27 protein-coding genes are annotated in these 21,493 nt (G+C 34.9%); 22 read left to right on the top strand and 5 right to left on the bottom strand.

Going from position 1 to position 21,493, the window contains the following annotated elements:
* Positions 1 to 44: 44 nt before the first annotated feature.
* Genes DBR39_RS13560 through DBR39_RS13575 form a run of 4 tightly spaced genes read right to left on the bottom strand, consistent with a single transcriptional unit; the run spans position 45 to position 3,854 of the window.
* Entirely contained in the window at positions 45 to 1,388 is a 1,344-nt protein-coding gene (locus DBR39_RS13560; RefSeq protein WP_124533926.1) for a DUF935 family protein, read from the bottom strand.
* A gap of 2 nt (positions 1,389 to 1,390) precedes the next feature.
* Entirely contained in the window at positions 1,391 to 1,852 is a 462-nt protein-coding gene (locus tag DBR39_RS13565; RefSeq protein WP_124533928.1) for a hypothetical protein, read from the bottom strand.
* An 18-nt stretch (positions 1,853 to 1,870) separates the two neighbouring features.
* On the bottom strand, positions 1,871 to 3,421 hold the full coding sequence (locus tag DBR39_RS13570; RefSeq protein ID WP_124533930.1) for a hypothetical protein: 1,551 nt from the start codon (positions 3,419 to 3,421) through the stop codon (positions 1,871 to 1,873).
* Complete coding sequence (locus tag DBR39_RS13575; RefSeq protein ID WP_124533931.1) at positions 3,414 to 3,854, bottom strand: DDE transposase family protein; 441 nt, start codon at positions 3,852 to 3,854, stop codon at positions 3,414 to 3,416. The genes DBR39_RS13570 and DBR39_RS13575 overlap by 8 nt, the downstream gene beginning before the upstream one ends.
* 134 nt (positions 3,855 to 3,988) lie before the next feature.
* Between DBR39_RS13575 and DBR39_RS13580 the strand changes: the two genes are divergently transcribed.
* From DBR39_RS13580 to DBR39_RS13675, 20 genes are all read left to right on the top strand, one after another.
* Positions 3,989 to 4,984 (top strand): phage protease, encoded by a 996-nt coding sequence (locus tag DBR39_RS13580; RefSeq protein ID WP_124533933.1) that lies wholly within the window; start codon positions 3,989 to 3,991, stop codon positions 4,982 to 4,984.
* 5 nt (positions 4,985 to 4,989) lie between these two features.
* The gene (locus DBR39_RS13585; RefSeq protein WP_124533935.1) at positions 4,990 to 5,958 is read left to right on the top strand and encodes a phage capsid protein; all 969 of its coding nucleotides are present in this window, start codon (positions 4,990 to 4,992) and stop codon (positions 5,956 to 5,958) included.
* Between the two features lie 60 nt (positions 5,959 to 6,018).
* Positions 6,019 to 6,534, top strand: coding sequence for a lysozyme (locus DBR39_RS13590; protein WP_228447835.1), 516 nt, complete (start codon positions 6,019 to 6,021; stop codon positions 6,532 to 6,534).
* A 9-nt stretch (positions 6,535 to 6,543) separates the two neighbouring features.
* On the top strand, positions 6,544 to 7,053 hold the full coding sequence (locus tag DBR39_RS13595; protein ID WP_124533936.1) for a hypothetical protein: 510 nt from the start codon (positions 6,544 to 6,546) through the stop codon (positions 7,051 to 7,053).
* Between the two features lie 33 nt (positions 7,054 to 7,086).
* A complete protein-coding gene (locus DBR39_RS13600; RefSeq protein WP_124533938.1) occupies positions 7,087 to 7,491 on the top strand; it encodes a hypothetical protein in 405 nt (134 codons plus the stop codon).
* 4 nt (positions 7,492 to 7,495) lie between these two features.
* The gene (locus DBR39_RS13605; protein WP_124533940.1) at positions 7,496 to 8,653 is read left to right on the top strand and encodes a DUF2586 family protein; all 1,158 of its coding nucleotides are present in this window, start codon (positions 7,496 to 7,498) and stop codon (positions 8,651 to 8,653) included.
* A gap of 2 nt (positions 8,654 to 8,655) precedes the next feature.
* Positions 8,656 to 9,090, top strand: coding sequence for a hypothetical protein (locus DBR39_RS13610; protein ID WP_124533942.1), 435 nt, complete (start codon positions 8,656 to 8,658; stop codon positions 9,088 to 9,090).
* Between the two features lie 38 nt (positions 9,091 to 9,128).
* Positions 9,129 to 9,563 carry a hypothetical protein gene (locus DBR39_RS13615; RefSeq protein WP_124533944.1) on the top strand — a complete coding sequence of 145 codons (435 nt, stop codon included), beginning with the start codon at positions 9,129 to 9,131 and terminating at the stop codon, positions 9,561 to 9,563.
* A 177-nt stretch (positions 9,564 to 9,740) separates the two neighbouring features.
* Entirely contained in the window at positions 9,741 to 11,741 is a 2,001-nt protein-coding gene (locus DBR39_RS13620) for a tape measure protein (RefSeq protein ID WP_124533946.1), read from the top strand.
* A 1-nt stretch (position 11,742) separates the two neighbouring features.
* Positions 11,743 to 12,390: a DUF6046 domain-containing protein gene (locus tag DBR39_RS13625; RefSeq protein WP_124533948.1), complete on the top strand. Its 648-nt coding sequence runs from the start codon at positions 11,743 to 11,745 to the stop codon at positions 12,388 to 12,390.
* The gene (locus DBR39_RS13630) at positions 12,390 to 13,490 is read left to right on the top strand and encodes a hypothetical protein (protein ID WP_124533950.1); all 1,101 of its coding nucleotides are present in this window, start codon (positions 12,390 to 12,392) and stop codon (positions 13,488 to 13,490) included. The genes DBR39_RS13625 and DBR39_RS13630 overlap by 1 nt, the downstream gene beginning before the upstream one ends.
* On the top strand, positions 13,462 to 13,950 hold the full coding sequence (locus DBR39_RS13635) for a hypothetical protein (RefSeq protein WP_124533952.1): 489 nt from the start codon (positions 13,462 to 13,464) through the stop codon (positions 13,948 to 13,950). The genes DBR39_RS13630 and DBR39_RS13635 overlap by 29 nt, the downstream gene beginning before the upstream one ends.
* Positions 13,947 to 14,171, top strand: coding sequence for a hypothetical protein (locus DBR39_RS13640; protein ID WP_124533954.1), 225 nt, complete (start codon positions 13,947 to 13,949; stop codon positions 14,169 to 14,171). The genes DBR39_RS13635 and DBR39_RS13640 overlap by 4 nt, the downstream gene beginning before the upstream one ends.
* Before the next feature lies 1 nt (position 14,172).
* Positions 14,173 to 14,466, top strand: coding sequence for a hypothetical protein (locus DBR39_RS13645; protein WP_124533956.1), 294 nt, complete (start codon positions 14,173 to 14,175; stop codon positions 14,464 to 14,466).
* The gene (locus DBR39_RS13650) at positions 14,463 to 14,801 is read left to right on the top strand and encodes a hypothetical protein (protein WP_124533958.1); all 339 of its coding nucleotides are present in this window, start codon (positions 14,463 to 14,465) and stop codon (positions 14,799 to 14,801) included. Before DBR39_RS13645 ends, DBR39_RS13650 begins: the two co-directional genes overlap by 4 nt.
* Entirely contained in the window at positions 14,801 to 15,094 is a 294-nt protein-coding gene (locus DBR39_RS13655; RefSeq protein WP_124533960.1) for a hypothetical protein, read from the top strand. Before DBR39_RS13650 ends, DBR39_RS13655 begins: the two co-directional genes overlap by 1 nt.
* Complete coding sequence (locus DBR39_RS13660) at positions 15,091 to 15,930, top strand: nucleotidyltransferase (protein WP_124533962.1); 840 nt, start codon at positions 15,091 to 15,093, stop codon at positions 15,928 to 15,930. Before DBR39_RS13655 ends, DBR39_RS13660 begins: the two co-directional genes overlap by 4 nt.
* Entirely contained in the window at positions 15,920 to 16,387 is a 468-nt protein-coding gene (locus DBR39_RS13665) for a hypothetical protein (RefSeq protein ID WP_124533964.1), read from the top strand. Before DBR39_RS13660 ends, DBR39_RS13665 begins: the two co-directional genes overlap by 11 nt.
* Positions 16,374 to 17,144 carry a hypothetical protein gene (locus DBR39_RS13670; RefSeq protein WP_124533966.1) on the top strand — a complete coding sequence of 257 codons (771 nt, stop codon included), beginning with the start codon at positions 16,374 to 16,376 and terminating at the stop codon, positions 17,142 to 17,144. Before DBR39_RS13665 ends, DBR39_RS13670 begins: the two co-directional genes overlap by 14 nt.
* A 3-nt stretch (positions 17,145 to 17,147) precedes the next feature.
* The gene (locus tag DBR39_RS13675) at positions 17,148 to 19,211 is read left to right on the top strand and encodes a hypothetical protein (RefSeq protein ID WP_124533968.1); all 2,064 of its coding nucleotides are present in this window, start codon (positions 17,148 to 17,150) and stop codon (positions 19,209 to 19,211) included.
* 33 nt (positions 19,212 to 19,244) lie between these two features.
* Here DBR39_RS13675 and DBR39_RS13680 read toward each other — a convergent pair whose 3' ends face one another.
* A complete protein-coding gene (locus DBR39_RS13680; protein ID WP_124533970.1) occupies positions 19,245 to 20,399 on the bottom strand; it encodes an acyltransferase family protein in 1,155 nt (384 codons plus the stop codon).
* A 442-nt stretch (positions 20,400 to 20,841) separates the two neighbouring features.
* Between DBR39_RS13680 and DBR39_RS13685 the strand changes: the two genes are divergently transcribed.
* Both DBR39_RS13685 and DBR39_RS13690 read left to right on the top strand, forming a co-directional pair.
* On the top strand, positions 20,842 to 21,111 hold the full coding sequence (locus DBR39_RS13685; protein WP_124533972.1) for a hypothetical protein: 270 nt from the start codon (positions 20,842 to 20,844) through the stop codon (positions 21,109 to 21,111).
* 81 nt (positions 21,112 to 21,192) lie between these two features.
* Positions 21,193 to 21,396 (top strand): hypothetical protein, encoded by a 204-nt coding sequence (locus tag DBR39_RS13690; RefSeq protein WP_124533974.1) that lies wholly within the window; start codon positions 21,193 to 21,195, stop codon positions 21,394 to 21,396.
* Positions 21,397 to 21,493: the final 97 nt, after the last annotated feature.

Raw genomic sequence — 21,493 nt, forward strand, 5'->3', positions numbered from 1 at the left:
ACAGACTTCGCATGTATGAGAGTATAAATTATTTAATTGCCCGACTAATGTCGGGCTGGGTCGAAAAAATCCGCCAGCTTTTCAAAAAAGTGATCAAGTAATTTTGGCTTGCTAACATCAATCAAATCATCATTATTTTCAGATGTTTCTTTTTCCTTTTCCGGAATTTCCTTTTCCTCCGGCTTTTTTTGTTCAATAGCTGATGTCTTTCGATCCATTTCCTTTTTCAATTCTTCATAATTATCCGGTTTTGGTATTCCATATGTATCATACCAATAGTCATCACTTACAGGCACTTTTGTAGATACCTGTATGTCGATTTCGAGACGTGTCTTTAATTTTGCTAAATTGAGTTCTAATTCATAACCAAATTCCCCTCCTTCTACATCAAAACCATATGATTTAAGAATCGATAAAAATTTATCTGAGTTCAGGTAGTTTTCCACCATGATCAAATCAGATGCAGTTATTTCATCCTGCTGTTCTCCATGTTCTTTGGATTGTGCATATCCGGAACTTGAAGAGCTTGAAGTCGTTTCCGTATTACCAAGAATACTAATTGCCATTTCTTGGTTACAAGCATCTTTAAATGAGCCCTGAAGCTTACCATCTCCATTGCTGTGTTTTCCGTCAAGCATTTGGAATTCGGCCTGTTTAGGAATCATCATGGCTAAAGAGTTGCCTGACTTTGTCAAGATATCTTTTAACTCTTGCTTTGTCTTTGTGTCGTAAGCATCATATTGAAGAATTCTTACAGGCTGACCAAAAATTTCAACATACTGAGCCCAATCTCCAAAATTACCACGTTTGTAAATGGCATACATTGAGCAGGAAAGTAACTTTCCTAAGTCGTTTTTTTTACCGATAATCCAAACAAAAGGCATTTCATCAATAACAAACCCCCCGTTTTCCGCGGTCATTCCGTACTGGCTTTTCGTGATAATGCCCTTTTCTGGTTTTATGTGCTTCCTTGGAATTTCGTTAAAGCACATTTTATCACCAATGATAAACTCTACTCCAGAAATCCCCCAGAAAATAGATTCCATAATGTAACGAATGAGATCTCTTCCAGCAGTTTTCATAAGCTTGGTTATTTCCTCAACTTCTTTGCCTGATTTATCATAAAATTTCAAACGTTTATTAAGAACGGCATCAATCCTTTTGCCAACTATTCCCTGTAAAAAACCATCCATGGACAGAATATCATGATACAAGTCGTATAGTAGTGTCCTGTTTGGAAAGTGTACAAGTTCTGCACTTGTTACCGAATTTTTTAAAGACTGTATGTCCTTTCGTGTTCTATCTGGTGAAACGAGGGTTAAATCATGTATAAGATATGCAGGAGCAGCAGTTTGCGGATCTGTCAGGGTATTTCTATTCTTTCTCATCGTTAAAATCGGTTTACTCGTTGTTTTGTAGAAGTCCAGTACACATCATTATTTTGTGTGCTTTCATCTTCAGGGGTATCGGGGTTATCAGGTTTATAAGGCCATGCTGGATTGAGGTCTCCATTTCGGATCATTTCCAACCAGCCAGGTTCCTCTTTTGTTCCTACCATCAGCATATAATCATCTCTAAATAATGATAGACTTACATTTGGATTTGCTTTTCTTACCAAAAAGTAAGCAGCAATAATCTTGACGCATTTTTTGAGACTGTCATCGTCAACAGCTGGAAGTAGTGTGTTAGTGCCAAAAAGGGCTATTAAATCATATTTAAATAGGTATGCTTTGGCGAAGTCTTCCGCAGCCTTTATTTGGTCTTTTTGCTCCTGATCTGAAGCCCTGGTAATTTCGTCAATGACTTCAGGATATAATTCTGTTACCAGATCGGCTGGTGTTATTAAACTCATATTTTGCAGTATTTATAATTATAATCTGTGTCTACTTGGTTTGCGCTCATACATTTCAACTCCACCAGCAGTTTCAGCAGCTACTTTATTTCTGATAATGACCACACCACCTTCTACGAAGTCAGGTCCGTCAAGAGCTTTTGATCTTGGATTAGCATTTGTGAATTGCTTTTTTAGTCTGATCATGTGCGGATTTTCTTTTTCTTTAGCGTTGAAAGTCAATGATTCCAAACGTATCATAGGCTCCAGAGTTCCTTCAATTCTGGTCCATTTGTGTGGCTTGAGTCGCTCGTCAGGAGTTATTGGTAGGTTTATGTTTTCAGTCTCTTGTTTCTTGAAAACAGCGGGGAGTAGAACATCTTTGTAATGAGGATTTTGTAATGTATTGTTTTCAACATAAATTACAATTACGTCTACGCCAGCATTAATACATATTTTATAAGCTTCAAAAAGATAATCAACAAATTTTGCGTTAGTCATTCTATCTAACCATGCTTTGTATACCTGATATTTTAGCCCCATATTGGCAATGATTCCAATACCCTTACTGGATGATTGTTTACTCTCACTGTCACTGGGAGCAGGATCAGCATAAATTATAACATGATTGCAATATTTTAGCTTGAACGGTTCCGTATCTACAAGGTTGGTGAAGGTTTTCCCCCCATCCATAGGATTGTTATTGTATTCTTTTTCCCATGCTTCATAACTAATGGTATCTTTTACCCTATCAATAGCTTCTTCAGTGTTTTTTTGGGGCCAAGATGACACCCCATTTTCATCACGAATATTGATGATCTCCCATGAGCCTCCTTTTATAGATTTTGCCTTTGCTCCCATTTCGGAAACACAACAGTAATCAGCAATGATATTACCACAGACAATAAGCAAAAGCCCCCGAGAAATAGAACGTGTAGGAATAAGAGCCTCATTAATCCATTTGATTTTTTTCTCAATCAATTCAGAGTTTAAGCATTCTGCATCAGTATCAAAATCATCAATCAAAATAACATCCGGACGAATCTCATTGTTTCGGGTTCCCCTCGGTGACTGACCTGCTCCCAATGCTCGGAACGCTGCTCCTCCACGGGTGGTAAATTCTCCATCTTCCCAACTTCCAATCCGTTTTTGTGGACCATAATCATTAATAATCCTGTTATTTCGTTCTAAAATAGCCTTGTAAGGCATTAATAAACGGTTGGCGTTATCATATGAATTTGAAACTAAAAGAATATTTTTCTTTTTCCCGGTTAATACAAGCTTCAGGACTTCCATCATTGTACGGCCCGATTTTGAAAGCTCCCGGGCCCATGAACGAACTAAATAATATTCAGCATTGTTCATGACCTTTTTAGTAGACTTTAAATGAAAATCAGCGGGTTCAGACGTGTAAAAATTCGGAAAATAGTATTTAAACCATTCCTCGTCATTTTCTTCCAGGCGTTTAATCCTTTTTAATTTATCTACAGACGATTCTGTCAGATCAATGGGAGTAGCGTTGTCTATGTTGTCACCAAATTCCTTCCATTCTGACAACCACTCTTTATCTGACTTTTTTTTCTTAGCCATTTTTTGCGCGGTGGTTTATATACTCATCAAAATAAGCCTTAATCATTTTGGCATCATTAAGGTTGATCTGTTGCGTATAGGTTATTATTTTTTTTGCAGTATCAATGATTTCCCCCAGCCCAACTTCAATTTCAAGTCTTTGGATATTTGAGGTGATTTTACTCATGGTATCAGCTTCAGCATTGGTAGGAATGTTATCTCGGAGTTCAATCTTACTTGTTATAGCATCCAATTGTTTATACCATCTTGAAAGCTGTGTTTGTCTTGTCGTTAAAAGACCTTTTCTAAGTTCTTCCCAACTATCTTCTTTACACCATCTACCGATTGTTTTTTCGGTAACGTTAACACGCTCTGCAACCTCCTTCAAGGTGATCCTTTCACCTACATAAAGAAGTCGTGCATGTTCCCGTTGTTGTGTCTTACTTACTGCCATTTTATAGTATTTCTCGGTACAAAATTGTATTTAAATGGCTTGATTTTAAAATAGTTGTGCAATCCTTGCACAGCTATTTCGGCAGGCTGTGAAAAAACGAAATCTTTGTACTCAGAAAATTTTACAGACAAAAAATGAGTGCCGAAAAATTTAAGAAAATAGATAAGGAATTCTGTATAACAGATAATTCTGTAAATGTTTACAAGTACCGTTGTTTATCAGAAGGACTCCAGTTGGATGAAGTCAAAAAAAACCCTATCGGTTATTACTTACATGGTACTGAAGAATATCCAAGAGAGCAAGGTGTTTTAGTACGTTGGGAGAATTTTCGAGTTGAAGGTGATCGAGTATTTGCAAAACCATGTATCAATTTATCACACCCACGAGGTCAAAGAACAGTAGATGAAGTTGAATCCGGTTTTTTAAATGCTGCTTCAGTTGGGAAAATTACTGTTTTGGACGCTACGAGTGATAAAAAGCTAATGTTATCGGGTCAAGAAAAACCAACGGTTACAAAGTGGTTTCCCAGAGAAATATCCCTTGTAGATATTCCAGGTAATTACAATGCATTAGCTAATCTTTATGATAAAGATAATAATGAGTTAAACCTTGCTGACTTTGAAGAATTTATAATTAAAAAAAATATGAATAATACAACTTTAGATGCTGCTAAAATTTTAACAGCCCTTAATTTAAAAGACGGTGACGAAAGCGATGTAGTTACCGCTATCAATAATCTTGTGGATAAAGCCAATTCTTCTGATAAGCATAAAGCTGACAAAGAAAAGGCAGAAACCGAACTAAAAGATTTAAAAGTAGAGTCAGTAAAAAAAGAAGTTCAGGACCTTATCGACAAAGGTAAAACAGATAAAAAATTGACTAATGAAATGGCAAAAGCCCTTTCCACTTCTTTTGCTGAAAATCCGAAAGGATTAAAAGATCTTATTGATGCAACACCTGCTCAGGTTTCAGTGACTGAAAACAAGGATAAGGCTGAAGAGCAGAAAAAATACGAAGGGAAGAGCTGGGATGATCTTTACAGTTCCGATAAGTTGGAAGATGTAAGAAAGAACTTCCCGGATTTGTATACGAAATTAAAAGATGAAAAATACCCTAACCTAAAAGACTAAACAATATGGCACAAAATCCAAAGGTACCCCAAGAGTTATGGGTATCATACATTATTGAAAAACTATTCAAAACAAATCCACACCTATCTCTATGTGTTGATGAATCCAAATTTGTAAAAGGAGGTTCCATCGTCTATATTCCACAAGCTGGCGCGAAGCCAAACGTGGTCAAAAATAGAGCTTCTCTTCCGGCAGTCGCTGTACAGAGAGGTGATACTGCAATATTTTACGCACTGGATGTATATTCTACTGATCCTACATTGATCACCTGGACAGAAGGGATGGAGATTTCTTATGCAAAAACAGATTCTGTATTAGGAGATCACACCAATACAATGGCTGAAATTGTAGGTGATGATATGTTGTTTAACTGGGTAAGAGGTTTTAAACCAACTGTTGGAGGTGGTTCTGTGGTGGACTATCTGCCAGTTGCTAAGCAACTTAAAACTTCGGGATCTGCTACAGCTGTAAACTTAACAGACGGACAAACTGGACAAAGAAAAGCTTTACATTATAAAGACTTCCAGAAGGCTCAGGCAACAATGAACAAGGATAATGTTGTAAAATCAGACCGCTACGCAATGCTGGAGAGTAATATGCTTCAGGAATTTATTGACTCATTGTCACAGAATCAAATGGCAGCCTTTCAAGGGTCTGTAGATTTGAAAACGGGCGTTGTGGGATCTTTTGCAGGATTTACATTCTTAGAAAGAAGCAGTGTTCTTGCTTTCGATCCAACATCCAATCATCCAATTTTACCAGGTGAAGCTTTATCTGCAGATTCCAATCTAGCTACTTTCTTGTGGCAAAAGGATAGTGTTGGTAAATCTACTGGAGATACTGAACTATTCCAAGATATTGGTAATCCTCTTTATTATGGTGATATACACTCTGGTCTTATCAAAACAGGCGGTAGGTGCCGTAGAGAGGATTGGAAAGGTGTTCTTACCATTAATCAGGCTCCAACTGTATAATAATTCTAAATACCAAAGAACCGCCTCTGATGATGGCAGGCGGTTCTTATTATCAAACTTATGGCAAATTTTCAATTTAACCTAAATGCATTAAACCTTTCTTCATGGGAAGCTGATAAAATGCTGGACCTTTCAGGTCAAAAGTTTTTAACTGAAGGTGAAAGTATCCGTTACACAGCCTATTTGGATAGTGTAAAGGTTTGGACCATTGGAAGAGGAGTAACAGAATATGAAAATGGAACCAAGGTAAAAAAGGGTGATGTAATCACTCCTGCAAGAGAATTACAACTCTTTCAAAATACCCTTAAAAAATATGTTGCTAATGTGAATGCAAAGGTAACATCACAAATCAATCAAAATCAATTTAATGCTTTAGTTTCCTTTTGTTATAATGTTGGAATTACTGGGTTAAATGTATCTACCTTACTCAAAAAGGTTAATAAAAATCCTAACGACCCTACTATCCGGGCAGAATTTGCAAAATGGAATAAAGGGACAGTGAACGGAAAAAAACAAGTTATAAATGGTCTTGTGAATCGTAGAAAAGCGGAGGCAGATCTTTATTTCAAAAAATAAATCCAAAACATGAAAAATTTCTTCTTTTTAATACTTTTTATGTTAACCATTGGGATGGTGGTTTCCTGCTCAGTAAGGAAACCTATTCCCCCGGTGGTTATTGAGAATACAAAAGAAATCACAAAAACAATCAGAGATACTATTTATAAGGTAGAAGCTGACAACTCCTATTATGAAGCGTATATCGATTGTATAAATGGTAAACCTGTTATCAGGGAAACCACAAAAACGCAAAATAAATCAAAGCCGGGAGTCATACTTGAAATTCCAAAAGTTAATATTAATAATGGACTTCTTCAGGTTGACTGTAATAAAAAAGCGCAGGAGCTATTAAAGCAATGGCAGGAAGTATATATTAAAGAACACGAGCAAAAAACAATTTACCTGGATAACCCAGTTTATGTGGATAACCCACTAGCATGGTATCAAACAGTACAGATATGGCTTGGAAGAATCTTTTTATTTATTACTGCCATTGTTGGCCTTGCATTTATCCTTCGATGGAAAAAGGTTATTTAAACTCACTTTAAAAATAATTTAAATTTTATACCAATGAATAAATTTATTGAAAAAGCCCAGGATTACTTTGAGCGTCATCCTTCCAGCGATGAATGTCATGTAACATCTGACGGGCGAGTATTTCATACGATCGGATCTGCACAAAGCATGTCTGGAACTTTAGATGATCAGAAAATTGAATCATATAAAAGAAAAGTTCTGGAAAAAGAACTTTTGGGCAAAAGTCTAAATGATGAAAACTTAACTACAGGCGGTGATCAACCTACCCCAGCGGAAATTTTAGCAATGGAAGTTTTTTTGCAAAATAATGAGGTTGATAAATTGAAATATGAGGATCTGAAATCCCTTGTTAAATTTTTTAATCTACAGGTTGAAAATGCTAAAGCGCCAACTCTGATCGCTGCATTAACAGAATTCAAAACAACTCTTAATAAATAATTATATGCAAGGAACCGGAACGCCATCGGTAACAGCAACCGTTACCAGAGGCAACTTGCAACGTCAGGTATTAATCACTGATGGCGTTGCTGGAATTGTAGGAACTGCATCTGTAGTTCAGAATATTGGCAAAGTAGCAACAGTATACTCTTTATCTGATGCCGAAAAAAAAGGATATACGGAAACAGCAGAACCTTTTTTACACCGTCACATCTTAGAGTTTTATAATGAGTTAGGTGGAAGCCAGGAATTATGGATTTTGGGCACAGAAGATACAATGACAATGCAAAGCGCTTGTACATCTACCAATGCAAATGGAGTAAAAAAATTATTAACTGTCTCAAAGGGTCGTGTAAATATTGTGGGGGTTTGTAGGAAACCAGCTGCTTCTTATGTTGCAGGTACCGGATTTCTCGATACTGATGTAAAGGCCGCTCTTATCACCTCCAAGGTTTTAGCGGAGTATCAACAGTCTATTAATAGACCTGTAAGAATTATTATTGAAGGTCGTGTCAATGATGATACTATCACTCCTATTGATCAAATAGTCACCTCAGAAAACACCTTCTCCGGTGTTGCTCTTGGAGGTACTAAAAATGACGGATCAGCATCAGTGGGCGTTGCCTTAGGTCGTGCAGTAAAATATCCGGCTCATATAAAACTTGGTGATGGAACCAATGGTGTATTAAGCATTACATCAGCATTTATCGGAAAAAAACCAATTGACGAACTTGATCCTGTTGAATTGGATAATTTCACTGATGCAGGCTATATTCACTATCACATAAGGGAAGGTGTTTCCGGATATTTTTTCTCTGTAGATAAAATGGCAGGTAATGATGATTTTAATATCCTCGTTTTTGGAAGATTGATTGATAAAGCACAGCGAATCTCTACAGCAACTACCACTCCATTTTTGGAAACTACTGTAAGGATGACCAAAGAAGGGAAAATCAATGATGCAGATGCTGTATATCTTGAACAGAACATAAAAACACAGCTTTTATTACAAATGTCAGGGCAAATCAGTGATGCTGATGTATTGATTTCTACAGATCAGGATCTGATCACTACCAGAACTTTAAATATGGATGTGAAAATCCAACCATTAGGGTATATGACATGGATTGTCATTAACCTGGGATTAACTAAAACAATTTAACAATGAATATTAATGTCACTTCATCAGAATGTGCCTGGTCAGATTTTGAGGTCAAAATTTTAAACAGGGTTATCCGGGGATTACGAGGGTTTGAAAGTAAAAAAACGGTAGAAGCAGAACATCTTTACGGAGCAGGTTCCGAGCCTCTTGATATTACAAAAGGTAATATTAAATATGAGGGAAATATCAAAATATTAGGTTTTGAAGCAGATGCAATGAATAAAGCAGCTCAGGCAGCCGGATATGATGATATAACGGAAGTTCCACACGAACTTATAGTAATTACAATCAACTACAAACGCAGAATCACCGATAAGTTAAAATCGATTGTCACCTCTGGAGTACAATTTACGGAAGACGGTGTCACGATGGAACAGGGAGCAAAAAACAGGGAAATCACATTGCCCTACATTGCCATGAGCCGTCAGCTATTATAATTCAATTTAATCATCAACTATTTTAACAAAACAAAAAAATGAAACAATCAATTACAACAACTGAAAAAGAATCTGGAAAATTAACATCTGTATTCGCAAAAAGAAGATCTGCTGAAGCAGTAAAAGAAGCTCAAACAACAAAATCTGAAGTAAAAGACAGAACTCCATTTATTAAAAAATTTTCCGAAGAAAAGCTGAGCGGATGGAAATCAGAATATGGAAATAGGGAGCTTATTTATCTGAAAGTAGATGATAAACTGGCTGTTTTGAGACCTCCTTTAGCTGATGATTTGGGCGATTACCTTACAGCGATTGGAACCAACGGAATGACTAAGGCAGTAGCGATGATTGTAGAGTCATTATGGCTGGATGGTGATTATGAATTGATCGAAGATGAAGATATGTTTATTGCAGTATTTCTTCAGATTAATAACATTTTAGAGGGGAAAAAAGGAGAGTTTTTTCGCGCTTAGTGAAGCCGGGAGGACTGATTTTGAAAGCAGAGAGGACGGGATAGAATTTCTGATTGTTTTCGGTTCAATGCAGTTTGGGGCTAATGCTCTCAAAGATTGGGGGGATGAAAAGTTTTTTTATAGAACAGGGATAGCCCTCGAAATTTGGAAAGAACAGAATAAAAATAAAATGTAAACGTGAGTAATATTGTTGAATTTGTTGTTAGAATGAAAGATTTTATGTCTGGGGGCCTATCAAGGGTAGGCTCCCGGGCTCAATCTACATTCAACAGAATGTCTCAGCATGTTAACCAGGTTACACAGCGAAATAGAGTTTTAGGGCAAAGTTTTGAACAACTTCAAACCCGGATAAGAACCGTAGAAGGTGTAATGCGAAGCTCTACAATACCAGCACAAATAGCAGCAGCGAGAAGAGAGCTCGAAGCCTTACAACGTCAAGCATCTCGTCATCCGGGCAATCTGGGTGGTTCTGGTGGTTCTGGTGGAGTATCCAGTGTTAGTGGAATTGCTATGGGAGCAATGTTGGGGAATATCGGAGCTAATATAGCATCTGAATTTCTAAATGTTGTAAAGGATGGTATTGGTGGTGCTATTTCCGGGGCAATGGAGAAAGAAAAAGGAATTACTGGTCTTGGAACTTTTATAGGTGATGAAAAAGCAAAGGTGGCGTATCAAGGTATCAGGCACGATGCTGAAATTTCATCTTATGATACTGGAACGTTATTAAAAGCTAATAGAGCATTAATAAGTGTTGATGGTAATGCAGAAAATGCAAGAGAGGATGTAATGAATTTGGCTAATGCTGTTTCTGGTGCTGCTGGAGGAAATGATGAGTTGCAGAGAATGGCAATCAATATGCAACAGATAAAATCATTAGGAAAGGCCTCGGCAATGGATATAAAGCAATTTGGTTATGCTGGTATCAATATCTATAAATTATTACAAAAAGCTACCGGTAAAAACGCAGATGAAGTTAAAGAAATGGATGTCACTTATGATTTGCTTACGAAATCATTAGCAGTTGCTAGGATGGAGGGTGGATTGTATGCGGGGGCTTTAGAAAGAATGAACCAGACAATGTCTGGTAAATGGGAGTCATTAAAAGATCGTACGGGCAATGCTTTAACGGATATTGGAGATGCTTTTACCCCAGTAATTACAAAAGTTCTGGAGCTTGGAATTAGTCTGACAGAAGGTGTAGGACCGTTTCTGGAAAGAATGAAGCCTAATATATTACAAATCTCCTCGATTTTATCAGGAATGATTGATACTGGCTTGGCATTCTTTAGCTGGCTCACGGGAAGCTCAACATCTGTACAGGTTTTTACAACAGTAGTGGGAGCTTTAACAGCTGCTTTCCTTGGATATCAACTTGTGATGAAGGCTCAAGCCCTTTGGACTGGAATAGTAACTGTAGCTCAAAATCTACTAAATATTGCTATGACTATGAACCCTATTGGGTTGGTAGTAGCCGGAATTGCAGCGTTAATCGCAGCCTTTGTTATAGCCTATAAAAAGTTTGATACTTTCCGTGCAATAGTAGACGGTACCTGGTCAGCATTAAAGACTTTAGGAGTTAATATTAAAAATACATTTTTAAAAATTCCAGAGCTTGTTATTGAATCATTTAAAAGAATTCCACAAGCAATTGCAGATGTATTTTCCGGAGTAGGAGATTTATTTTCTGCAATTTTTAACGGTGATTTTTCAAAAATCGGAGGTATCATTAAAAAAATCGGAGGAAATATTGTTGCTGCTAATCCTTTAACCGCTCCTCTGGCAGCTCTCGGAGATGAGATGACAAAAGGTGTGGGAGATGCATTTATGAACGGCTTTGATAAATCACTGGACGAAAGCAAGAAGCAAAAGGCTCTTGATGCGAAAGCTCAAGCCACTAAAAAGAAAGAAGATCCTACAAGTTATTTTTCAGATCTCACAAGATTTAAAAATACAACTGCCAAAGGCGACGATGAAAAAGAAAAAAATAAAAAGAAGTCAAAAGATGCCGGAGACACTATTGCGGGTGGTGGTACCAAATATATTACCATCCACCTGGGTAAATTTTTCGATAACATCCAATTTACAACTATGAATATGACTGAAAGCTCTCAGGAGATTGAAAAAATATTATTAGAATGTATGGGTAGAGTCTTATATAACGGCGGCAAAAACATGTAATATGATACCAACTACAGCGAATGTAATAAATTTAGGAAAGCTATATGGAGAAGTATTTGGACGTGGTTCTTACTACGTACCAGAAGCAAATCCTCTTTCAGAAAATATTGTTTTTTCAGGTATTCCAGAGAATGAACATCCAAAAGGCAGTATTCATATCAGCCAAAAGAGTACAAAAGGGCAATCATTTAATAAGATCGGTGTTTATGGCCAGGATATCTGGTTTCCTATTGAGTTGAAAGGAAGTAAGCTAGAAGCAGGTACTGTGGTTCCCATTAATTTATCTATTGATATCTGCACGGTATCGGTAAACCTTGTAAGTACAATTGTCAATACTCCCGTTGTAGAGCGAAAAGGAACGGTAAATGAGATTGTGAATATCGATGATTATAAGTTTACAATCCGGGGTTTTTTAATAGGTAAAAACAGGAACGTTCCAGAACAAGAAATATTGGATTTGATCTCATTAAAAGAAAGTACTCAGGAAAAGACTTTACACGGGGGCTATCCTGAACTGTTTTTAGATGAATCATGCAGGATAGTAATATCAGATCTGGAATTTCCAGAAGTGCAGGGCCAAAACCATTGGATAAAGCCCTTCAGTATGACGTGTAAGAGTGATTTTATCGGTGATCTAGAATTTTTATAATGGCATTTTATTTAACAAGTGATATTACTATAGGGAATTATAAAAAAGTAAAACCTAACAAAGTTTCGTGGAAGACTGATGTAGGGAATTTTGTTGATACCTGTAATATTTCGTTACCTCGAATATCTCATATGATCAATGATTATGTAGATAAAACTTTTGATCTTAATGATGTAGATAACAAAAAGATCTACCAATTTAAAGAAGGTGATAAAGTAACTGTATTGCTGGGGTATAACAATAACAATATAAAACGATTTGAAGGTTTTATTAGAAATGTGAAACTAGGAGTCCCCGTTGAATTAGAATGTGAAGGGTATGGTTATCAGCTATATGATGTTATTTTCAATAAATCCTATTCTAGTGTTACAGTAAAAGATCTTCTAAAGGATCTTATAAATGATACGGATATTGAGCTTTCGCCAGATATACCGGATATACCGTTAAAAAATGTTCGTTTTAAAAATGCAACCGGAATCCAGGTCTTGGAATATTTGAAAAAAGAATGTCAACTGGCAGTATATTTTAATTTTTCACAATTGTACGTGGGTACATTGTTTGGAAAAGTTCAAAAACATGTAAAAGTAAAAATTGGCTGGAATGTTATAAAAGATGATGATTTCCAAAAAAAGAAAGCTGATAAGCAAATGAAGATTGTAGTCAGGGAAAAAGATAAAAAAGGAGAGGTCACGAAAACAAAAAGTAAATTAAAACTTACAGATGCTCAAAAAGAAGCTGCAAAAAAGCAGAAGGAAAAAGAAAGGCAGGAGAATGCTATTAACAGAGTGACTCGAAAGTATGATAATGAAAAAGAAATTAAAATAAAGGCAGGAATACCCGCTAATTATGTTCAGGAGATTGTTAACAGGCTTCAATTAAAAGAAAATTACAGGGGGTACGAAGGTTCTTTAGAACTTTTCCTGGTACCTTATGTTAATAAAGGCATGGTGCTCGAAGTTAATGGAGGAAAATTTTCTGAAGAAAAGGCCGGGAATTATTTTATTGAATCAGTATCAGGCGATTTTGGAATGAGCGGGGGAAGACAAACAGCAACTTTAGGATTTATTTGGAATGGCAACGACGGAACAATTAAGAAGTAGTTTTGCGGATTTGGCGGGCATGCAAGGTCCCCCACCTAGCAATATAGCAAGAGTGAAAAGAGTAGACGAAGAGTCCGGAACTTGTGATCTTATTGATGAAGATGATCAGGAAATCTTCGAGGTTCGTTTAAAACCGATTCTTTCAGAAAACAAAAGTTTTCTCCAAATACCGAAAGTAGGAACCTATGTTATGGCTATAAGAGTTGAGGATGATGATGACTGGATGATCATAGCTTGTGATGAAGTTGAAAAATATCTTTGGGTAGTTGGTGATACTAAACTGGAGTTGACTGATAAAATCCTTATTGAAGCAGGAAATCAAAACTTATTGTCTTTAATGACACGACTTTTTACAGTGATTGAGAGAGGATATCAAACCAATACAGGTACTACCATCAAACTAATATTAGATGTAGAATTTGCCAGTATTAAAAATGACTTTAAACAGCTTTTAAAATGAGTTTAACAGATGGAAAGGCGGTTTTGACTGCTGACTTACTGGAGATCTTTACTTCAGAATCTCAGGCAACTGAAAACCCGGCACAATCACGACAACGGATTGCGCAAAACATAGCTAATGCTATAGACAAATTTGTAAGAAGTGGCAATGTTAATGTAGACGTAAAAACAACAGGAACGGCCACTGCTCAAACTGGAACCGGAACTGGAAAAATATCATAATATGCCAAACGATATCATATTAACCGAAAAATTAGAGCCTTTGATTGAAAATGGTGATTTTATCATTGATGAAAGTACATATCAACATCAAAACATTTTACTACTGGCTGACAAGGGACAATTTAAAGCATCTCCTTTGGTAGGTGTTGGAGCACAAAGATATTTAGAAGGCTCTAATATTAACGATTTTGCCCGTGAAATCCGGCAGGAATTTCAAAGAGATGGAATGGTAGTGCGAAGCCTACAAATAGGTGCAGATTTAAAAATACAAGTGGATGCAATATATACAACATGACACAATTATTAATTGAAAATTTTGGAGTACTTCTAACAACTTTGGCCACTGGATTTGGAGCTTGGTTTTTTGGAAGAAAAAAAGCGAAAGCAGATGCAGAAGCATCACAAATCGAAAACGCTGAAAAGATGTTATTATACTATCAAAATATAGTAAATGATTTGGGAAGCAGATTGGATAAAGCGATTGAAAACCTTAAAAATTCTGAAGTTGAAAAGCAGGAGGTTATAAAAAAGTTTTCAGCAGCAACAGATACAATCCACGAACTTGAGATAAAAGTAGGAAGCTTGACTGAAGAATTAAGAAAGTATAAACAACTAAATGGAAAAGTCTAATGGAAATCATTATCCTTCCCAATCAATCATTTTTAGATATCGCTATTCAACACACCGGAAACATTGAGAATGCTTTCATGATTGCACTGGGTAATAATATGGCTATAGCGAATCATTTGGAAGTAGGTATGAAAATTACTATTCCATCTGCTGTTAAAACTAACAAACAGGTATTTAGTAATTACGTGATTAAAAAAATAGAACCAGCATCCGCCCGGATATCTGATTTGAATATAAAACCACTCTCGGGAATTAATTACTGGGAATTAGAATATGATTTTATTGTACAATGAGAACTACTGACGAAATTTATAATTCATTACTTGAAAATAAAGAAACCTATACCGATTTGGATGGTTTAACCTCAACTTCAAAAACAGCAATTTGGAGACTGATATTATGGATTGTTGCCTATGCAATAAGTGTACATGAATCAATCTTTGATCAATATAAAAAAGAAGTGTCTTTGCTAATCCAGGAGGAAAAAGCACACTCTGAACGATGGTACAGAAACAAAGCTTTAGCTTTTCAATATGGTTTTTCCCTGGTACCTGATGATGATCAGTTTAATAATGCTGGTTATGATGATGATCAGATTGAAAATTCAAAAATAATTAAATATTCAGCGGTTACACAAAGTGTAGATAAAAGTAGGTTGATCATTAAGATAGCTACAGAGTCAGCCGGGAAATTGGCGCCAATTACTGAAGATGAAAAGACTGCTTTTGAAAGCTATTTTGCGGAGATAAAAGATGCAGGAGTACAAACAACTGTAGTTAATTTTCTTCCAGATAAACTACAACTCTTTTTAAAAATATACCGGGACCCTAATGTTATTGACCCTAATGGGGTGTCAATATTAAATGGTAATGAACCCGTAAAAGATGCCATAATAAAATTATTAAAAGAGCTTCCTTTTAATGGTGAGTTAGTTCTCAATACGGTTATTGACAGATTACAAGTAATAGAAGGGGTGATTAATCCCCATCTGGTAGCTGCAAAGACGGCTTGGATTGATCCGGCTATAAATGATTATGGAGATTTAGAAAATATTGAGATTTCAAAAATTCCTGTTGCAGGATATTTTGAAATAGATTTTGAAAACTCAAAAATAGAATATGTGGTATAAACTTAACGCCCGGGACTTGGTCCTTCTACTTTTGCCAACCTTTTTACGGACAGGTAAATTAGGTTCATTACTAGCTTTGGCAGCGAGTGAGATTGTTGACCTCAATAATAATTTCTTAGTTGAAAGAACAAGCTCTATAACGAAATTAAAGCATAACTCACAGGTTTGCAAACTCCGAAAGATACTTAACGACACGTTTGATTACCAACGTAGAATTAAGATTATTGAAGGGGTATTAAAAAAGCCAAAATACATCTATACAGATGGGGAACAAAAGCCAAAATGGTTGGGAGAATTGATTATTTATACTGATGCTGAAACAGAAGGCTCAGGAACTGATTTTACAGTAGTAATCCCAGCAGAATTAAAAAATTATAAAATTGAAATAACCTCTCTTGTCAACTTTTACAAATTAGCAGGCAAAAGATTTAATATACAAGTAGATGAAAACATTTAATTTTAATCAAACAGAAGGTTTAAAGCTAGTCACGCAGACTTTATCAGGACTTCAGGAAGCATATCAGATATTTATAGCATTAGCTAAAATGGCCGGAAACAAAGCTATTATTACAGGTTGTGAGGAACTAGGAAATACAGTGAGTAACGGTGTTGTCGTGATTGATGGTGAAATCCTGGATTTTAAAGGGGGTATAAAGCAAGATACAGTAATCATTAAGCAAGAAATAAAACAATCTCAATTTGAGAACGGTGCACTGAAAGATTTTGAAACATATCGCTATGCTACCTTTGGTTTTTCTTCAAATTCATATGATTGGTCCTCCTTTAAGAGAGTTCCTATTCTTACAGATATTCCATCTCAAATTGCAACTTTATCAACAACTTTAAACAATAAAATAGATGCATTATCCAACTCAATTGGTTATTTAAGAAAAGGTAATGTTTTTGTAGGTGATATCAATGGAAAACCAATAGGATGGACATTTATTGGTACAGATTATAAAATAGAACTCATTAATAATACAGGAAATGCAGGAGGCGGTGATGATCTTTATAAGATCACATTTAATAATCCTTTGCCAACTTCTGATTATGTAGTGTTCATGACTATTAATTACACAGGTTTCTACAACGATAATAATGATATGGCTTTTTCGGTTTCCGGAAAATCTACGACAGAATTTTACCTGGCTGTAAGGGAAATTAATAACCAAACACAGAATTTAACATTCGACTACATAATTTTTAAAAAATAACAAATGAAAATATCAAAGATAAACCTTAGAAATCTTTTTGCAAAAGGGCAAAGACCCAAACAGGAGGCTTTTTATAATTGGCTTGACTCTTACTGGCATAAAGATGAAGAAATTGATATGACTTCTGTTAAAAACTTGGAAAGTACACTTAACAATAAATTAGATTCATCAGTAGAGCAAACATTATTAGCGGCGGTTGATAATGCATTAGCTGCTTCAAAATCTCTTATTAGAGGAGAAGCTACCCCTTCCAGTTTTCCTACCCATTGGTCTTCTGGTGATCCAGATCTTTATGAAAAATGGGAGGTTAGAACAGCTGGAACCTATACTAACTTTAAGGATTCTTCTGGTCAACCTATTGTAGTGATAAGCGATGATTTAGATAAAAAGTTTGTTTTTATTAATATGACAAATGGTGTAGCAAAAAAGGATAATGTTGCTATTCCAGGCGTTACGGCTAAAACTATTTTTGATCCAGCTAACAACACAGAGCCATCAGTAATGAAGGCAGCGTATAATGCTTCTAAAGATTTCTTTGATAAGGCAATTTCGGATAAAGCAGGTAATGGTGGAGATGAAGTTTTAGGATTTGGCACAACAAACAATTCAACATCAAATTATGCTGCATTAAGAGCCAACAACACTCCTGCAACAATGGACGGGTGGATTACACAAATAACATTGAAAGCTACTGCAGCCAATACTAATGAAATAGGATTTCATATTATTGAACCAACAACTCCCGGAGGTGCAATATTTAAAAATATCACCGGTGCCATATCTGTTGGAGGTTGGGAAGCTGGAGTAGCTAAGACAGTAGTGTTAACTACACCAATTCCAATAAAAAAAGGACAGTTGTTGGCTATTGGTGTATATGGTGTAGATTTTAATATTAATACAACTACCGGAAGCGCATATGGGTTTGATGGATATACATTGTTTTATAAAAATGCTACACAAGCTGGAACATTTAATAATAATCTAAGTTGGTGTTATGAATATAAGGTTGAAACAGTAGGGCTTACAGGTGACGAAGCAATTAGTCTTTTAAAAGATTTAAAAAAAGGAACAGGAGGAGGTGCAACCAAATCTGTTTTCACTAATGCCGAAAGCTTCGGGGTTTCTGCCAGCAATACCGCAGCCAGCAACACAGCGATATTAAACAACCTTATTCTTAACTACGATCACATAGTATTACCTAGTGGAATTATAAAGCATACCGGTTTAAAGTACCGTGAGGGAATAATTATAGAGGGGCAGGGAAATCAAAATACAACTCTATTAAATGAATCTGGAACATATGCTTTTCAAGATTTAGATCCGCTTAATAGTAATCAATTTAAATCGGGAGGCGCATTTTTAGATTTGACAATTGATGGTGGAAATATTGCCGCAATAGGTCTAGAGCTTAAAAATCAGTTTTATTTAAAAACTGATGGAGTTGTATTGAGAAGGTTTACGAATTTGTGTGTAAAATTCACAGGTGTTTTACTGCCTACATTTAATGCTTCTAAGTTTCAAGAGTCTAAAAATGGAGTGTATTTAACTGCATCTTCTACTTCATCTGCTGGGTATATGCAAGCAAATATGAACCACTTTGTTGGATGTTATTTTGCTATTATTGATGAGCTATGTGCCGATCTTGTAACCTGTTCAAGTACAATTTTTGATAGATGTAATTTTGAAAGTTCGGGTATATTAAATAATAATAATACAGGCGCGGTTAGGGTTAGTAATAACTCTCCATTTAATGAAGGGATAGATGTAGTAATAATGAATGGATGGTCGGAAGGTATACGAGGATGCTTCTTAAATTTGAGTAGTTCAACTGGAAGGTCTAATATTTTTAATCAAATGATACATAGAGGCGGTAATGGTTCTGCCCCAGGGGGTACAGCTATAATAAATAATGGTTGCCTTTTACAAATAAGTGGAGGTACAAAAATTACAGATTTTACCGTAGGTGTAGTTACTAATGGTGGTTCAACTTTCGTAGATGGGTTCTCTCCTGTAGGAGTACATAATGAAACTAATGGAGGTGTATTAAAAACATCTACATATACATAAAAAAATCCCCACAATTAAGTGGGGATTTTTTTATTATCTTATAATCACATTCTGTGATTTTACTTTAATCAGTTTATCTCTAAGTTTTGTTGTAGGTACTTCAAAATACTTATAAATTAAAATTGAAATTATCATAACCAGGCATAAGTATATGCTAAAAGTTATACCAGTACTTATAAGTTCAGTCCTATTTAAAATATTAATTTTGCCTATAATCCACATTTGGACCAGTGAATAATTTACTAGGTACATACTATAAGAAGTCAAGCTAATATATGTGACTGGAGTTAATATTATTTTCGGAGCTGTTTTTATTGAATCTAATAGAGGAAGTAATAACATAGTTGAAATGGAAATAGTTGAAAAACTTAAAACTGAGTCATAAAAGGCATTTGATCCAAAATTTATAAAGTAATATTGAATTATAGCTAATAAGATTCCTAAAATGAAAAAATCCTTTTTAAACCTTTTAAAAAAACGGTTGTAGTAAAACTTAATATATGCAGCTAAGACACCATACATTAAGCTATCAAGTCTTGTAATAACTTGTTTTCTGTAGTATGAATCCCATATATTAATGTCAGTTACAGGAATATTAAAAAACAGTCTATATATCCTGAAAAAGGTAGTAAATAAGATAATTGATAAAATAGTTATAAAGACGGCTTTCTTTGCACTTAATTTAAAAACATTCAGTAAAGAAAAAATCATCATTGGTGAAAGCAAATAAAACCACTCCTCCACACTTAAACTCCAAGCTTCAGGAAAAAAGTTGGGATGAAACGTTTTAAAGTTCTGTACAAAGAGAAAGTATTTTATAATACTTGAATTTAAAACAAAATCTTTGTTAAATGCAATATTTAGTACAAGTAAAATTAAAACAACTAAGAAATAAGCAGGGAGTGTTCTAAACCATCTTCTTTTCCAAAAATTTAATAAATTACTTAAAGTAAATGTTCCTTTGTTTAATATCTTGATTAAAATACCTCCTATTAAAAAGCCACTTAAAACGAAAAAAATAGTTACTCCATCAATAATAAAATAAGATAAAACCTGAGCAATGTATTTGGGCAAATAGTGTAAACCATGTCCTAGTACTACAGATGATATTGCAAAAAATCGTAAAATATCCAATCCAAAAATTCTATTTTCATCAAAGTGAATTTTAAAAAGATTTATTAATTTCATTATTTTTTTTTGCCGAATATACAAAAAATTAAAATCGTTTTATAAATAGCATTATAGCATTATAAAACTGAATAACAGTTTGTTTTTGATTTATTTTTGAGATTTTTTTTAAATAAGCAAAGCACCTATCGTCACAGGTGCCTTGGACTTCAAAAAGAATAACACAAAGTATATCTATGCTCTCCAGCATTAGTATATTTTATTGTAGTGCATAATTACAAATAATTTTTTTAAGCCGTTTACGGGATTCAGTAAGGTTTCTATTTATTTTCTTTTTTGAATTATTATTAAGTGTTGATATAGATTAAGTTAGCTAAAAATAAATACAAAATTCCACCAAATATATTTGGTGGAATAGTTTTTTATTATTACTTTTACAATGTCAAAAAAATCAACATTAATTTAAAACCGAAGCACAATGTGATAATGGTGTAAAAACAAAATGAACAATGCAATAGAAATGGTTTATTACGCGAAAAACGATGCATTTTATGCCTATCTTGAATTATGTAATGCAACCTTAGCCGTTCCAGAAAAAATAGTCTACGAAATGATTTATCAGTGTAATGATACCATGTATTTAGAACGACTGACATGCCTTTTTGAACTACAACATGGAAATTATGAAAAACAGATGAAAGCTAAAAAAGAGCAAATGAAGCAAGAAAAAGAAAAGAAAAAAAGTTTTTTATCAAAGCTCTTTAAGTTTTAAAAAAAAGGCCCTCCTAGGAGGGCCTATTGTCAAAAATTTTAGATCAACATTAAATCTAAAACCTTACAAATATAATAATTTATGATGACTACACACGAAAAAGCCCTTAAGATCATTAATGACCTGGGAATGTCAGCTGCTAAGATTGCAGAAATATTAGGAAAAAGTCAAAGTACAGCCTATGATAAAATAAAGAGTAGGCAATACAACAAATTTTCTGATATAGACTTTGAGACTATTAAAACTTTTTGTGTTGAAAAGCTAAAAGAGATTAAAAAGCTGTAGACTTTAAATAAGCCCTTTTAAGGGCTTATTTTTATTATAGCATGTATTTGGTTTAAAATGGATTTAAAGTCTATTTAAATAAATAAAAAAAGCATCC

Origin of the sequence: Chryseobacterium sp. KBW03 (genome assembly GCF_003852415.1) — a bacterium.
Taxonomy (GTDB): domain Bacteria; phylum Bacteroidota; class Bacteroidia; order Flavobacteriales; family Weeksellaceae; genus Chryseobacterium; species Chryseobacterium viscerum.

Excerpts from the sequence above, each read along its gene's own strand:
- DBR39_RS13655 (WP_124533960.1), top strand. The coding sequence starts at position 14,801 with ATGGAAATCATTATCCTTCCCAATCAATCATTTTTAGATATCGCTATT.
- DBR39_RS13590 (WP_228447835.1), top strand. The coding sequence starts at position 6,019 with ATGGCAAATTTTCAATTTAACCTAAATGCATTAAACCTTTCTTCATGG.
- DBR39_RS13615 (WP_124533944.1), top strand. The coding sequence starts at position 9,129 with ATGAAACAATCAATTACAACAACTGAAAAAGAATCTGGAAAATTAACA.
- DBR39_RS13565 (WP_124533928.1), bottom strand. The coding sequence starts at position 1,852 with ATGAGTTTAATAACACCAGCCGATCTGGTAACAGAATTATATCCTGAA.
- DBR39_RS13690 (WP_124533974.1), top strand. The coding sequence starts at position 21,193 with ATGATGACTACACACGAAAAAGCCCTTAAGATCATTAATGACCTGGGA.
- DBR39_RS13580 (WP_124533933.1), top strand. The coding sequence starts at position 3,989 with ATGAGTGCCGAAAAATTTAAGAAAATAGATAAGGAATTCTGTATAACA.
- DBR39_RS13625 (WP_124533948.1), top strand. The coding sequence starts at position 11,743 with ATGATACCAACTACAGCGAATGTAATAAATTTAGGAAAGCTATATGGA.
- DBR39_RS13685 (WP_124533972.1), top strand. The coding sequence starts at position 20,842 with ATGAACAATGCAATAGAAATGGTTTATTACGCGAAAAACGATGCATTT.
- DBR39_RS13650 (WP_124533958.1), top strand. The coding sequence starts at position 14,463 with ATGACACAATTATTAATTGAAAATTTTGGAGTACTTCTAACAACTTTG.
- DBR39_RS13660 (WP_124533962.1), top strand. The coding sequence starts at position 15,091 with ATGAGAACTACTGACGAAATTTATAATTCATTACTTGAAAATAAAGAA.
- DBR39_RS13665 (WP_124533964.1), top strand. The coding sequence starts at position 15,920 with ATGTGGTATAAACTTAACGCCCGGGACTTGGTCCTTCTACTTTTGCCA.
- DBR39_RS13630 (WP_124533950.1), top strand. The coding sequence starts at position 12,390 with ATGGCATTTTATTTAACAAGTGATATTACTATAGGGAATTATAAAAAA.
- DBR39_RS13560 (WP_124533926.1), bottom strand. The coding sequence starts at position 1,388 with ATGAGAAAGAATAGAAATACCCTGACAGATCCGCAAACTGCTGCTCCT.
- DBR39_RS13570 (WP_124533930.1), bottom strand. The coding sequence starts at position 3,421 with ATGGCTAAGAAAAAAAAGTCAGATAAAGAGTGGTTGTCAGAATGGAAG.
- DBR39_RS13575 (WP_124533931.1), bottom strand. The coding sequence starts at position 3,854 with ATGGCAGTAAGTAAGACACAACAACGGGAACATGCACGACTTCTTTAT.
- DBR39_RS13680 (WP_124533970.1), bottom strand. The coding sequence starts at position 20,399 with ATGAAATTAATAAATCTTTTTAAAATTCACTTTGATGAAAATAGAATT.
- DBR39_RS13610 (WP_124533942.1), top strand. The coding sequence starts at position 8,656 with ATGAATATTAATGTCACTTCATCAGAATGTGCCTGGTCAGATTTTGAG.
- DBR39_RS13595 (WP_124533936.1), top strand. The coding sequence starts at position 6,544 with ATGAAAAATTTCTTCTTTTTAATACTTTTTATGTTAACCATTGGGATG.
- DBR39_RS13640 (WP_124533954.1), top strand. The coding sequence starts at position 13,947 with ATGAGTTTAACAGATGGAAAGGCGGTTTTGACTGCTGACTTACTGGAG.
- DBR39_RS13605 (WP_124533940.1), top strand. The coding sequence starts at position 7,496 with ATGCAAGGAACCGGAACGCCATCGGTAACAGCAACCGTTACCAGAGGC.
- DBR39_RS13645 (WP_124533956.1), top strand. The coding sequence starts at position 14,173 with ATGCCAAACGATATCATATTAACCGAAAAATTAGAGCCTTTGATTGAA.
- DBR39_RS13635 (WP_124533952.1), top strand. The coding sequence starts at position 13,462 with ATGGCAACGACGGAACAATTAAGAAGTAGTTTTGCGGATTTGGCGGGC.
- DBR39_RS13600 (WP_124533938.1), top strand. The coding sequence starts at position 7,087 with ATGAATAAATTTATTGAAAAAGCCCAGGATTACTTTGAGCGTCATCCT.
- DBR39_RS13670 (WP_124533966.1), top strand. The coding sequence starts at position 16,374 with ATGAAAACATTTAATTTTAATCAAACAGAAGGTTTAAAGCTAGTCACG.
- DBR39_RS13675 (WP_124533968.1), top strand. The coding sequence starts at position 17,148 with ATGAAAATATCAAAGATAAACCTTAGAAATCTTTTTGCAAAAGGGCAA.
- DBR39_RS13585 (WP_124533935.1), top strand. The coding sequence starts at position 4,990 with ATGGCACAAAATCCAAAGGTACCCCAAGAGTTATGGGTATCATACATT.